The sequence below is a fragment of the Thalassoglobus neptunius genome (assembly GCF_007859735.1).
In the GTDB taxonomy this organism is placed as follows: domain Bacteria; phylum Planctomycetota; class Planctomycetia; order Planctomycetales; family Planctomycetaceae; genus Thalassoglobus; species Thalassoglobus neptunius.
On sequence record NZ_SIHI01000005.1, the window covers coordinates 24,563 to 38,764 of the forward strand.

The following is a 14,202-nucleotide window of genomic DNA, read 5'->3' on the forward strand; positions in this document are numbered from 1 at the left end:
TGCACACGTTGAAACAGCTTTACTCGTTCTGTTTCTTTTTGTTTGCTCGTGTGGGGGCATTAGTTCAATGAAAAGACCTCTCGAGATTCCCCTGTTCAGGGAGTTTCGTAAGGCAGAACCTTGAGGAACTCAACGATTGCGTTGATATCTTCGTCGTTGAGATCAGACGTTCGTCCATGTTGATCGTCTGGATTCGTTGTCGTCAGCACGTCTTTGAGAGTGGCTGCGGTTCCGTCGTGAAGATAGGGCGCGGTCCGATAGACTCCGAGCAAAGTGGGAGTGTCGTATCGAGTCTCCATCTTCTCAGTCGGATCGTTGCGACCGGTCCCGATATCGTGCATCTGACGGTCAGTGTAAAACTCCCCGGAATGACATTCGGCGCATCCGACCTGTTTCGAGAAGAACAACTTCCGACCGCGTTCGACTTGTTCAGTGAGTCCCCCTTTTGCATGCGGGCTGAGCTCGAACGGATGAGAATTTGTGTAGGCAGCGAGAGCATCGAGTTCACGAGAAAGCCCCGCGTTCGGTTCTCCGAGCATGTCGTTCACTCGACCCGCGATGAGGCCGCGTCCTCCCATGAGTGGCGAGCGAATCGTGTGTTCGAAATCATGGACCTCGTCACGATCTGCCGACCAGTGAATCGGGTGGGTGTCGATCAGCCCGCGAATGGATTGGGTGTTGCGGAGTCCTTCCGGTTGCTGCCAAGTTCGGCCGTCGGAATCGCCATCGGGATGACAACTCGAACAGGAGATCCAGCGTCTTCTCGTCATTGGCGGATGGGCGGAGTAGAACAGCTTCTTCCCGAGAAGAACCTCCGGGTCGCCGGACCAATCGCTGACTTTGATTGTCGCTTTGCGAGTGAGTTTCCGAGCGTCGTAAACGTCGACGGTGAAGTCGAGAGCGTTGTAAACGTAGAATGACTGCGAGTCTTCGGACACTTTGACAGCTCGCGGATTGGCTCCTGTTTTAATCAGTCCGGCGAATTCGATTTCGAAGTAATTGTCGTCAAGAACGTCGCAGGCGAACATGTCGTCCGTCCCGCTGAACACGATGTAAAGCCTTTTCCTATCGGGAGAGATCGCGACTTCCCAGGGATTGGCGACGACATAGGTTCCCCGGAAGGAATCCATCTGAATTCGTTTGCGATCCTGATCGCTTGCTCCGGGAAGGTTGACGATTCCAAGGTAAGGGAAGATGGACCCTGAACCGTGAGCAACATTCGTCACGGACCGTTGAAGTGGCAAATAGGCTTTGGGCCAGTCGGGATGAACGGTGATTTGTCTCGCCAGATTGTCTTGCGGAGATCCTTCCCATTCCTCTGCGACACTCCAGGATTCCAGGTCGATCGACTTCACGACTCCTGTGTAGTATTCGGTGACCAGCAGTCGTTGATCTTCGACAACAGCCAGCCCGCGCAGAAATGATCCTGCGCGAAGTGAACGCGTGACCGTTTTTGAATCGGGATCGATTTCGATCACTTCGCCGGGGTATTCCAGCGTGACCCACAAACGCGTCCCCTCGGAGTTGGAGACCACCGAATACGGCTCATCGAAAACGTCGACAGTTCCGGTGATCTCTCCTGACTTCGTGTCGACAAAGACGATCTGATCTTCGGCGTAAACCGCAACGGCAACGATGTCGCTGTCTCCCACGAACGTCGCCCCTTCGGGATGACGTCCAACGGGGACTTCGTGAAGGACCGTCTGGTCGTTCAAGTCGACAACGGTCAATGTTCCCGAATCACGATTGCTGCAGACCAACAGCTGTCCGTTGGCAGAAAGATCCATCAGGCTGTTGGATTTCCCCGCTATCGAGGAGGTGGAAGGGATTGTCGCCAGTCCGATCGCAAGGCAGGTTGTTATCACTCGACAGAAGCTCAAGTTCTTTCCTCCGTGGTGTCACATCGGTTCAGTCGAGTGAACGGAAAGATCAGGGCGTTTCGACCGTAATGGCCATGAAGATGGGGGCAGTTCCATCCTCTCCCTTGATCAATTCGATTCTCTCGACGGCAAGATCCGTACGTGCTGGTTCAATCTGGAAGTAGCGGACCTGTCGTCCATCCAGATTGTAAGCAAATTCAGATTGTTCAACATCGATTCTCCGAACATAGTCGGCGAAGTGAACCCCATTTTTCAACTCAATGTCCTCAGTCGATCCGTCGGAATAGGTCAGCTTCATCAGCACAGAAGTCGTTTGCTCTTGATGAGCGGGGAAACTCCATCCGCCGATTCCTCCGAGAACATGGATTGATTTCACCGGGCTGTGAACCGGGAACTCGACCTGTTTCGGCATCTTTGGAGGGATTTCCCCCAGTGGGCCGTTGAGCATCACGACGTTGGGAACTTCGGTTCCTTTGGGGTCGACGAGTAGAAACGGAACGGAGTTGAAGACTTTTGGTTTCCAGTCAGAGAAGACAAGACGTTCGACCGGAGAGACTCCGTAAAACATGGGAGTCGTACTCGCGATGGTCGCGATTTTTCGCAAATCGATCGGAATGTATTTTCCCTTGTTCGTCAGAAACTCCAGCAGATTGCCCAACTCTTCTGGCGTCATCTGTTTCTCAAATCCCTCGGGCATCAGAGATTTCGGAGACGCAAGAAGTTCTTCGATGTCTTCGCGAGGAAGCGTTCTGCGTTTGGCTTCTGTATCGATCAGCTCAATCGACGTTCGGGATTCGGCAGCCATCATTCCGGAGAAGATGCGTCCTTCGATGGTGACGACCGTGTACAGTCGGAAGTTGCCTTCCACGCTGCGACTTGGGTCGAGGATGTGAACGAGTAGCTCTTCTTTCGGATGGACCACCATGCCTGTCAGGTTCGGGCCGATCTCTTCACCAAGATCACCGTGCTTGTGGCACTTCGCACAATGCTTTGTGAAGACGGCTTTCCCGAGTTCCACATCGCCTTGCATGTGTGTGACGGAAAGGAGTTCTTCAATGACTTTCTGACGATCTGCGTTCGGGAGACCTCCGCCTGCCTGCATGATTTCTCTTGCCCGGCGGCGAATGGGGCGCGAAGGGTGTTCCGTTAACGCACGCTTCTGATCGAGTGAAAGGTCGGAGAACGGAATCTGTCCCGCTTCCACTCCGTCGAGAAAGGCGGTTGTCGTTTCCGGACGTGCGAGAAGAACACGAATGGCTGCTTCGCGAATTGAAGGAGTGAATGCTCTCAGTTTCTCCGCAAGCTGATGCCCGATGGTCTCAGCAGTGCTGTTCATCAAGGCATTCATGATTCCCGTCGAGAATTCGGGAGGCGATTGCGGAGTGATCAAATCGAGAAGCTGGGTCACAACTTGATCGCTCTTGTTCTGAAAGACGACCAACTCGTTGATCGCGGAAAGGCGATTCGTCACCGACTGCTGATCGTCACGAATTGTGGACAACAGCGACTGGACGATCTCGTCTGCGTAGTTTGAGAGGGCATCGCTGCCAAGTAGATTAGCAAGTCGAATGACACGCCCTTTGACGTCATTCGGAAGCGACTGGACCAGCGTGACGAGTGACTGCTCAAGCTGTTCGGTCGGTTCAATCGTGTAATCGGAGGGCCATCCTTCAGTCAGTCCGGTGAGCACAGCTGAGGAAAGCTCGGGGTTGAGATTGGCAGCTGCCAGCAGAACTGCTTCGAGGTCTTCCGGGCTTGGGCGTCCACGAGAAAAGTGCTCGGAGACGATGCTCAAAACTTCTTGCCGTTTCGCCAGCGACTCAGGGGAGTCGTTCGAAATCTGAGCACCGACTTCGGCAGTTCGCTCGAAAAACGGAACAGCATGAACGGCGGCGGCGCTCGTCATGGCGTCCGCAAGCCATTGATCGTTCACGTCCTCGCCCAGCAAGAGACGTTCGGCGACGAGTTTTCCGGCCCGGTCCTGAGTTCCCTGATCGGAGAGAGCGAGCAGTGCTGCGAGTCGAACTTGTGCGTTGGCATCGGCAAGCACCCCGCTGGATTCGATCAAGTTGACCGATTGTTCCGTAACGGGCAGCGATTGCAATGAGAGTCGGCGAACACCCGCTGCGGGATGATTTAGTCCTCGCTCCAGCAATGAGAGTGATTCGGAATTGTCCGGCGTGAAGTAGCCGAGTCCCTGCAAGACACCAATGGCATGCATTGCCGCAGGATCGAGGCCGATTTCGTCGAGTTGAGGAGAGTCGACGATCTTCACGAGTTCGGGAATGAGATCAGTTCGGTTTTCCTCGATGAGCAATCTTTGGGCATGAAGTCGGACGAGATAGGAAGTGTTGCGAAGTGCATCGATGAGACCGGGGCCATCGGTGCGATCCAGAACCGAGAATGCAGTCGTTGGCGTGTCCTCGTGAACGACGCGGTAAATTCGTCCATGTTTTTTGTCTCGCAGATCACTTTCGTAAGCACGTCCTTTTCCTGTTTCAAAACCCTGAGGAGTTGGGTTGTGTTGCACGATGTAGTTGTACCAGTCGAGGAACCACACATTTCCGTCAGGGCCAACTTCTGCTGCAATCGGAGCGGACCATTCATCATCGCTGGCGACAAGGTTCAATGGACTCGTGGATGTGTACCCGGCTCCATCCGGTTTGAGGACGAACGTTCCGATCAGTTTGCCGGTCGGTCCGCACACGAAAGCCGTTCGGTTCCACCATTGTTGAGGGTAATTTCGGCCGGTGTACAAAGCGTGACCGGCAGCGGCTGTGTATCCTCCATGCTGATCCACCTGACGAATGCGATCAGTAATTGGATTGAAGAGATACGTGTCTGCGATGGTTCGAAGCTGTTGCGGTCCCCAGCCTCGAACACGTTCGTAATACCTGTTGGGAATCGGCATGAAGACACTCGGATTGCGATTCGCTGTCGAACCGAAAACAAGTCCCTCTTCACTGATGCCGAGTCCCCATGTGTTGTTGTCTGTGGAGCGAATGAACTCGAGGTCCGTCACCTTCGGCGGTTCGGAATCGTCGAGGCGAAATCTCCAGAATCCCATGCGAAACCCCGGTTGTTTCTCTCCGGTCGCTTCGATGACAGGTTCGGAATTGTTGTATCCCTGCATGCCCCAGAACCAGTTGTCGATTCCGTATCGAAGCTGGCTGACGCCTCCGTGCGTATCCACGAGCGCCCAGTTCGAGATAATGACATCGCGCTGATCCGCGATGTCATCTCCATCGGTGTCTTTCAGCCAAAGTGTTTCTGTTCCGTTCTGAACAATCGCTCCACCGTTGTGAAAGGTGATTGAGGTCGGAATGCTCAGGTTCTCAGCGAAGATGGTGAACTTGTCAGCCCGGCCATCCTGATCGGTGTCTTCGCAAATTCGGATTCGGTCACGGCCCTTGTTTTCAGGCATCAGCTCATTGGGATAGTCGATCGTTTCGCAGACCCACAAACGGCCGCGCTCGTCCCAATTCATCGCAATCGGTTTTCCGACCAAACCGGCATAGTTTTTCTTGCTCGCGTCATCGCTTCCGAATTGTTCTGAGGCAAAGAGTTCCAGATGAAACCCTTCCGGTGCGACGTAATGTTTGATGGACTCTTCTGCTGGCAAAGGAGCCTGCATAGTCGTCAGAGCTTCGCCGAGAGTTCCCCATTTGTCGGATGGAACATAGTTGGGGATTTTGGCTCCGACTTCGATGTAATCGAAGGGAGCAAGGTCTTCGGGGAGACGTGTCATTTCCGGGACATCAAAACGCTCCGTGTCGGTGAAAGGACCAGCGAGTTGTGGATCGTCGCCGCAGGCCCATCGAATGCCACGTTCGACGAGATTGTGAAATCCCGGGTGACTCCAGGTCCGATTGTCATGTCCCCAGGCTGTGTAGAAGACTCGTCCGTCACCGTGTGTTCGGGTCCATGTCCAGGGTTCTTCTGTCTTTCCGTCTGCCTGCATTCCCTGGCGTCGGACTTCAACAACATTTCGGTTTTCGGTGTTGTGCAGATGATGAACATAGGTCTCATCCCAACTTTCGAATCCGGAGAATCCCTTCATGAGAGGAATGTCGGGTTCGACAATGACTGTTGAGAATTCTTCGCCCCCATGCTTCAGGAATTGCCCGCCCATTAAAGCCACGATCCGGGGATCATTTCGAAAACAGTACGTCGCACAATGGAGGGGAATGAAAGCGTTTCCATCAGCGACATATTTCAGCAAGGCATCCGCCTGAGCCTTTTCGATTCTGTCGATGTTAGCGTAAACGATGAGACCGTCGAACTGATTGAGCGTCGCTTCGTTCAGATTCTGGACATCGTCTGTGTACTTGAGTTCGATTCCGCGTTCACTCAGCACGGGAGCAAGTTGCGCGAATCGATCGGCAGGACGATGTGCTCCATTGTCGCCAAGGAAGAGAAGTTCAAGATCCTTGCCCAGCGCTGATGGTCCAGTCAGAAGACAAAGCATCATCAGACTTGAAATGAGAATGAAGCGATCGCGCATGAGAGTTTCCAATGTGAAAGTGAGCGTAGCAAGACGCCAATGCTGAAGATCGACTCGACAGCACTGGCGTTTCGAAAGAAGGCTTACTGGCCGAGAGTGAACTCCGGAAGCGGAACAATTTTTCCGCCCTGCGTTGCGGACTCGTGTGCGCAAATTCCGACACATGTCCAGTTGGCACTTGTCACTGCGTTCGGCCAAGGATCTCGGTCTTCCAGCAGTGCGCTCGTGAATTCGTGAACGAGATGCGGATGTGATCCGCCGTGCCCGCCGCCTTGCACGAAGGAGAGGTGTCCAGCGTCGTGAATTTCCTCAGGGAGAGTAAATCGGCGAATCTCTTCCGGAAGGAGTTCGGCAAAGTCCGGAACCTCGATCTTCTCCGGAATCTCGGGTTCCGGTTTTTTGGCTGTGTGCAGAACGTGCGGTTCGTTCTCGATGAGCGTCCACTCGAAACTCTTCTTGGTTCCGTAGACGTCAAAACTCTCGCGATACTGTCGGGCGACATCGTACAGGAACCGCCAGATGTGAGCGGTCAGGTCTGTGTCTTTGATTTTGATGTGACAAGTTTCGACGGCGAAAGAGTTTCCGGATTTCTGGGCGATGTCATCGCGGATGGTTCCGGAACCGAAGCAACTGACATACTCCGCTAATCCGTTCACCAACCCGAGACAAGGGCTGACGACGTGGGTCGCGTAGTGCATGGGAATCATCTCTTCCCAATAACTCGGCCAGCCGTCCATGTCCTGCGGATGCGATGCAGCGAGATGCTGAATCTTCCCGAGGTCTCCATCTTCAAACATCTTCTTGATGAAGAGGAATTCGCGGCTGTAGACGACGGTTTCGGCCATCATGTACTTCAAGCCGGTCTCTTTGACCTTTTCCACGATCTGTCGACACTCGTCGATGGTGGTCGCCATTGGCACCGTGCACATCACGTGCTTCCCGGCATCGAGAGCTTTCAGCGACATCCATGCGTGGTCGGGAATCGGGCTGTTGATGTGAACAAAGTCGATTTCCGGATCGGCCAGAACATCGTCATAGTTGGAGTATCGCTTGGGGATTCCGAACTGCTCCCCCGATTTTTGAAGCTCAGCCTCGTTTCGACGGCAGATCGCCATGACATTTGTATTCGGGTGAGCCTGATAGATCGGGATGAATTCGGCACCAAATCCCAAACCAATCATGGCAACATTGACGGTTTTACTCATGGAGTCTTCTTTCTATTCGTTCTCGTTCATTCACGGACGCATCAAAGCTCCGTCCCGAAAGTCGGCGAAGGGAAATCGTTCACTCAGTTCGGCGCGAACGTTCACTTCATCCTATTGTGGCAATCCATCCAAGTTCGTCCATGAGATTCCGCGCAGGATTGTTGAGATATTTTACGTCGCCTAAGATAGGGCCACCCGACTTGAAGCGATGTCGCATTTACTGCTCTTTCGTCAAGATCGTACAGAATGATTTTGATGCAGAATTCTGACGGGGCGAAGAGGTTTCGATGCGTTGATTTCCTAGAAAATGAGAGTTTGTGTTTGGCGTGAAAGCGCCTGTCTCATTCTCCTGACCGTAAGAAGAGTGTTTGCGGAAATCGAAAGAATATTGGTCGCGACAACATTTTCGAAGTCACTGTTTTCCGTCACTTCACTCGTTTTGTTGAACTATTTCTCCGAGAGAAAATGAACGATCGTCGAGCAGTTGCTCTTTTGATTGAAACCTCGAACGCATATGCACGCGGGCTCCTAGAGGGAATTGTCGAATGGATTCGGCAGCATGACGCATGGTCGATCTATCTTCCGGAACAGATGCGCGGGGCGGAGCCTCCGAACTGGCTTTCCCGATGGAAGGGAGATGGAATCATTGCCCGCATCGAAACACAGGCCATTGCGGCGGCGGTCAGAAAGCGGCGGCTTCCGGTTGTGGACGTCAGCGCAGCTCGACTCGTTCCGGAGATTCCCTGGGTGGAGACGAATGACCAATCGATCGCCGAACTCGCTGCGGAGCATCTTCTTGATCGAGGGTTTCAGCACTTCGGGTTCTGTGGAGATCCCGGTTTTCAGTGGTCGACACTTCGTGAGACGCATTTTGTCGAGGCAATTCAGCGATCGAAACTGAGCTGTTCAGTTCATCGATCCATCGCCCAATACGATCCGAGATACTCCTGGAATCGTGAGAAGCAACGCCTGATCAAATGGTTGAAAAAGCTTCCGCGTCCGGTCGGGATTATGTGTTGCTACGATGTGAAAGCGCAGCAACTGCTCGATGTCTGCCGCGAGTTGGACGTTGCTGTTCCCGAAGAAGTCGCCGTTGTCGGAGTCGATAATGATCACCTCTTGTGCGAACTTTCAGATCCCCCGTTGTCCAGCGTCGCACCGGATGCTCGTCAGACTGGCTATGAAGCTGCGGAATTGTTGAATCGCATGATGTCCGGAGACTGCGTCGATTCCGACCCTCGATTTATCGAACCGTTGGGAATCGAAATTCGACAGTCGAGTGACGTGCTTGCGATTGAAGATCATGAGATCGCTGCGGCAGTTCGATTCATTCGAGAGAACGCAACTTCGGGGATTCAGGTGGCTGACGTTCTCAAGGAAGTTCCGCTTTCGCGACGGGCACTTGAAGGGCGTTTCGTGAAAATTCTCTGCAGGACTCCCCATCAGGAAATCATGAGGCTCCGAATCGACCGCGTGAAACGATTGCTGTTGGAGACCGATCGAACTCTGAGCGAAATCGCCCATGCGGTCGGGTTTGATCATGTCGAATATCTTTCCGTCGCCTTCAAACGCGAGGTGGGGACAACGCCGAAGGAATTCCGGAAGGGACGCACCGGCAAGAAGTGATGCGTTGCAGCTCGCCACTTTTCCGATTTTCGGTCTTCGGACAAAGATTCCATCGAACAATTTGAGATTTCCTGCGAAGCTCAAGTTGCTCTACGATGTACAAAGTGTTTTCAAGTAAAGTGCAACTCTCTACTTCCGTCCGTTATCGAATCGGCTGAATCCCAGAACATGGCATCCCAACTGGACATTTGTGCGGACCTGATTGCTCAGGTGAGCAATGCAGTTTCACTGCTTGATAGGCAGATTGGTTCGTTTGAACTCACGCCTTTGGATCGTCGTGACTGGTACGAGTTGCTGCATCAGAAGCTTCTTCCGCAACTCGGTCAGGAAGCTTTTCTGATCGTCGCGGTCGTCGGGGGGACGAATATCGGCAAGAGTGTTGTGTTCAATCATGTGGCCGGGAATCGATTGAGCGCAACGAGTCCCTTGGCGTCGGGGACCAAACATCCGACAGCCATTCTGCCCAGCGGGTTTTCGTCAACTCACAATATATCGAAGCTGTTTCCCGGGTTCCAAGTCTCTGAGTGGGTCGATGCCGATGCTCCGTTGGCTGAGAATCCTCAACATCTTCTCTACTGGCGTGAGAGTGAAAGTCTTCCGGACAATCTGGTCGTGCTCGACACACCGGATGTGGATAGTGTCGCTGAGGTCAACTGGGAGCGGGCTGATAATATTCGCCTCAGCTCGGATGTTTTGCTCGCTGTGCTGACTCAACAGAAATACAACGACTCCGCAGTGAAGGAATTCTTCCGCAAAGCATCCGACGAGGGGAAACTCGTCATCGTGATTTTCAATCAGGTGCTGTTGCCTGAAGACGGTGAATACTGGCCGCTCTGGTTGAAGACGTTTGAAGCGGAAACCGGATTGAATCCGCATTCTGTTTATATCGCGCCCAATGACCGACGGGCAGCGGAATCGAACGCGCTTCCGTTTTATGAACAGAACTGGCCGCAGGAGGAAGGCAATTTCCAAACGGATTTGACCGAGAGAAACTTACTGCGAGATCTCTCCGAGCTTCGATTCTCGGAGATCAAACTTCAGACGCTCGAAGGAGCCATTGATCATCTCTGCAGCCCGGAAGTCGGAATTCCCTCGTGGCTGAGTGAGATACGACGGCGCGGAGCAGAGTTCGGCGAAGCTCTCAATTTGATGTCAGCACAACGTCTCGTCGAAGTCGACCGATGGCCGGGGCTCCCGAACGCGGTGATGATTCGAAAGATTCGAGAGTGGTGGGGTCGCCAACGGGAAGGATGGTCTCGCAGCGTCCACGGTTTCTATCATGCGGTCGGGACGGCTGTGTCGTATCCCGTCAAACTCTTGATGGAGAGCAAGGGCAACACTGTTACACCGATCGAAGAATACCGTGCCCGAGAATGGGAGGTTATTCTTCAGGCACTTGAGAATACGCTTGAGCGACTTTCGTGGCTGGAAGAGCTCGACAATCCGAGGCTCAGTCCCAAGCTGAAAGAAATTCTGGGAGGGAAATCTCGCGCCGAGTTGATTGAGAAGTTCCGCCTCGATCATCAGGAACTCGACTTCGAACGTATTCTTGATGAGATGATCAATCGGCAACTGAGTGGGTTTCGCGAAGAGAGTCCGGAGTCGTACAAGCTCTTTCGACGCATCGATACATTGGCCGCGGCCGCTCGGCCTGCTGTCAGTGTCGGGCTGTTCATGACGGGGGTCGGACCTGTCGGAGACGTCTTATATCCCGCAGTGGCCGACACAGCGATGCAAGGGATGTTTCATCTGGCGACCGACGCTGTGGGCGGAACGGTGGTGACTGCGGTCGGCGATAAAGTCATCACGGAAGGAGCATCCACAAGCGCCGGTTATCTGGAATCCAAGTTTCGACGGCTGCATACACAGTTCGCACAGCAGCGTGCGGAATGGCTTGCCAGTGAACTCGAACGCCACCTCTTCGGAAATCTTCCCGAAGAACTCGCTCGAGCGGCGAAGATTGGAGATGCTCCTGAATTCAAACAGGTTGAGAAGCTTGTCAACGAATTACGGCATCTTTTGGCCACTGCATCAATTCAGGATTCCTGAGGAATCGCTTTCTTGAAGCGGCTCAGTTGCGGATGCCTCAGGGACGTAGGGGTGTTCGATTTCCCATTCTTTCCAGAATTCGTCGGGTGGCACGTTCCTCCAATTGGCCAGTGCCGAACCGACATGTGTAAAGAACGTGTACCGAGTTGCGATCTGTTCGTCCGACATGTCGAGTGTTGTTCGGATGATCCAGTCGACGGCACGTTGAAGCTGATCATCAGAAAGAAGAAGCTCTTTGGGAGCGATCGATTGCCACTCGAGGTGATGCCCGGTTGAGATGATTTTCTGATAGATCGGTTCGTCGAGCGGATCAACAACGGCAGTTTCTCCATCGGGCCAGTTCGACGGCCAGCTTCCATCTTCGAACTGCGATGCGATGAGCATGTCCCGAGTCCGTGAGAGAAACTGCCAGACATCGTTCCGGGTTGGCTCTGAAAGAATCTCGGTTTCTTCATCGATCCGCAACAAGAGCACCAGCGAATAGACGCGATGAGTTCCGCTACAGACGCCGTATCGCTTGTGGCCTCGCATCAACCGCTTCGCGATTAGATCGAATGAATACTCGCGACCGTCTCCTCCCTCCCACGATCGAACGGGGGGAATCCAAAGCCCAAACGCCATGGATGTCCATTCCACTTCTCGTTCATCCAGTCGAAAGTCGTAGAGCGCTTCCTGGATGACATCTCGAATCGTATCTCCTCGACGGGAAGGACCGTACACCGGCGTATCGATCGAAACACCCGCTTCAGTGAGGCTCGCGAGAAGGTGGTCATGGTGATACGAAGCACATTTGTCGGCGCCCCAGCGGATTCGAACACCGGAAGGTTTCTCTTCAAGAAGCGGCCGAATCGATTTGCCCCAGGATTCGAGAAAGGCGTTGTGATCGGTCAGGAACAACAGCATGTCTTGTCCGGAGAGGGCCTCAGGATCTTGAAACTCCGCTCGCACGGACCATGTCCGCAGGGCGTGTTCAATGAAGTTGGGCTTCATCTGTTCTCGACCGAATCTCGGAACAATTCGTTCGAGCACACTCGCGAGTTCTTCGTCGCTGACCCAATCTGGCCGATCATAAAGCGGAGAAATTCGATTCGGGAATTCCCGTTCGATCGGGACGTCGACGGACGAAGTTTGTTTCAGAATCTGTTCGTGGACGATCTTTCGATTCGGGCTTCCGCTGATGACATAGGCGGTGCCGAAGGCGATGAGTACGAAAGCTTGAATTGCGATCAAACGAGTGTCAGAGCGTTTTCTATTCATGATTTCAGCTCCGGCAGGTCGGATGCAAATTCAGAGTGCTTCGTCACAGCTTGATCGTTCGGGGCAGTTTGATCGGTGATCGGTTTGAGTCGCTCGAAGATGACGGCTCGATCGTCGATGTAAACCTGTTTCCATTTCTCGCTGGCTGCTTCAAGCCGTTGGATTAACGCAGCCTGTTTGCTTCGGTAAAGCACAATGGTGTTGACGCCATAGCGATCGAGTTTCGTGCTCCAGTTCGCACCCGCACGGGAGATTTCGAGGTAATCCTGCCAGATCTCTTCGGGGATGAGATGGGCGTGTGAAGCCACGAAGACTTGAAGGTCCTTCGGTCCAGCCCAGAGGAGATAGTCTCCCCACTCATAGATGTTAAAGATCTGACCGACAGGTGGATGCTCGCGCAAATATTCGGCAGCATCGATGGGCGTTGTCTTCGAAACCTGTTTTCGAAAATCGGCTTCGACGCGTTCCGGATCCTTGGGCGGACCGTGAATCACGATGCCTCCAAAAGGAGTGTAAGCGAATCCAATCCAAATCAGTCCGAGGCATGCGACGGCGTATCCTCCGCTTCGCTTGGCGGGCTGCGGTCTTCCGTTTATCCAGACTCGCCAGATTGCCGAAGCATGGAGTCCGAAATAGTAGGCAGCAATGATTCCCCACCAGACGATGAATCGCGAGATCCAAAGCGTGGCTCCGCCCAGACCGAATAACAAAAGTATCTCGCCCACTGTGATGCGACGAGGCGTCATGCGATACGCAAAGATCAGCAACGTTGCAAGACATGCGGCCGCTTGACCTTGCTTCATGCGAAAGGTTAGTGGCTCCCATTCGATGAGGCTTTCGAGGTTCGCATTGCTCGAGATGGCGAGCACTTCTCCATAGATTCCAATGCCATATGGATTCACGAGGCACGCGACCGCAGAGAACTCGAATGCGTAAAGAAGCTGACGGACACGCGACTCAGAAAACGCGAGCTTGAAGGATCGTGATGTCTTCAAGACGTCGACGAACCTTCCGACCGTCAGTGCTCCAAGCATTGCGAGACCGACGAGAAACGAACCGTGAACGTTGGCCCAAATGACGAACACACCCGCGATGAGTGCGGGTGTCCACTTTCTCCAGCGGGACGTTGTCGCCAGCACAAAAACGAGAGCGAAGCAAAACATTCCGCCCAATTGAGGCCGAACGATGATGATTTGTTGATACTCAATCCAGAGCAACAGAAACACCGAGAACAACGCAATCCAGACTTGCCCGGTGCGTCGATAGAGTGATCCCGATACAAGGGCTGCGCAGCCAGCGATGCAGAGCCCGTAAAGAAACTGTATCCCCGACGGTCCCCACCGATCGAACACTCGAAATCCCAAATACTGGCCGAACCAGGCGGTGTCGATGATCCGGACCCCTTCCGCCAGTGGCATCAAGGGTTCTGTTTCGGGCAGTTGTCCGTGTTCGGCGATCCATCGGCCGTAGCCGAGGTGTCCCCAGAGGTCTGTGTGCCAGAGCGGCGTGTAGTTGAGAATCAGAAAGAGGGCCGAAATCGCGGACGTCAAAAGGACAGCTCGTCCGGAAAGCTTCAGCGCGTCTGGCGTCCGATCCGTCAACACGGCTACATTCGGTTTTCCGTCAGAAGTCTGATATTCCATCTTTTCTAAGTCAGGTGTGACCACCGGAGAGGACTCGG

Annotated in this window: 7 protein-coding genes; 2 read left to right on the forward strand and 5 right to left on the reverse strand. The window is 53.5% G+C overall.

Annotated features, from left to right (window positions below):
• Nucleotides 1-95 precede the first annotated feature (95 nt).
• The 3 genes from KOR42_RS13680 to KOR42_RS13690 form a co-directional block, all read right to left on the reverse strand.
• Nucleotides 96-1,880 (reverse strand): c-type cytochrome, encoded by a 1,785-nt coding sequence (locus tag KOR42_RS13680; RefSeq protein WP_146510400.1) that lies wholly within the window; start codon nt 1,878-1,880, stop codon nt 96-98.
• A gap of 49 nt (nt 1,881-1,929) precedes the next feature.
• Entirely contained in the window at nt 1,930-6,351 is a 4,422-nt protein-coding gene (locus tag KOR42_RS13685; RefSeq protein ID WP_449353756.1) for a PVC-type heme-binding CxxCH protein, read from the reverse strand.
• A gap of 116 nt (nt 6,352-6,467) precedes the next feature.
• Nucleotides 6,468-7,589 carry a Gfo/Idh/MocA family protein gene (locus KOR42_RS13690; RefSeq protein ID WP_146510402.1) on the reverse strand — a complete coding sequence of 374 codons (1,122 nt, stop codon included), beginning with the start codon at nt 7,587-7,589 and terminating at the stop codon, nt 6,468-6,470.
• Between the two features lie 465 nt (nt 7,590-8,054).
• On the opposite strand from KOR42_RS13690, the gene KOR42_RS13695 reads away from it, so the two are divergent.
• Together KOR42_RS13695 and KOR42_RS13700 are read left to right on the forward strand one after the other, a co-directional pair.
• Complete coding sequence (locus KOR42_RS13695) at nt 8,055-9,215, forward strand: XylR family transcriptional regulator (RefSeq protein WP_146510403.1); 1,161 nt, start codon at nt 8,055-8,057, stop codon at nt 9,213-9,215.
• A gap of 168 nt (nt 9,216-9,383) precedes the next feature.
• Nucleotides 9,384-11,264 carry a GTPase gene (locus KOR42_RS13700; RefSeq protein ID WP_146510404.1) on the forward strand — a complete coding sequence of 627 codons (1,881 nt, stop codon included), beginning with the start codon at nt 9,384-9,386 and terminating at the stop codon, nt 11,262-11,264.
• On the opposite strand, the gene KOR42_RS13705 is transcribed toward KOR42_RS13700, so the two are convergent.
• A complete protein-coding gene (locus KOR42_RS13705) occupies nt 11,247-12,521 on the reverse strand; it encodes a hypothetical protein (RefSeq protein ID WP_231740922.1) in 1,275 nt (424 codons plus the stop codon). The two genes, KOR42_RS13700 and KOR42_RS13705, sit on opposite strands and share 18 nt — an antisense overlap.
• Nucleotides 12,518-14,164 carry a hypothetical protein gene (locus KOR42_RS13710; RefSeq protein WP_146510406.1) on the reverse strand — a complete coding sequence of 549 codons (1,647 nt, stop codon included), beginning with the start codon at nt 14,162-14,164 and terminating at the stop codon, nt 12,518-12,520. Before KOR42_RS13710 ends, KOR42_RS13705 begins: the two co-directional genes overlap by 4 nt.
• Nucleotides 14,165-14,202 lie beyond the last annotated feature (38 nt).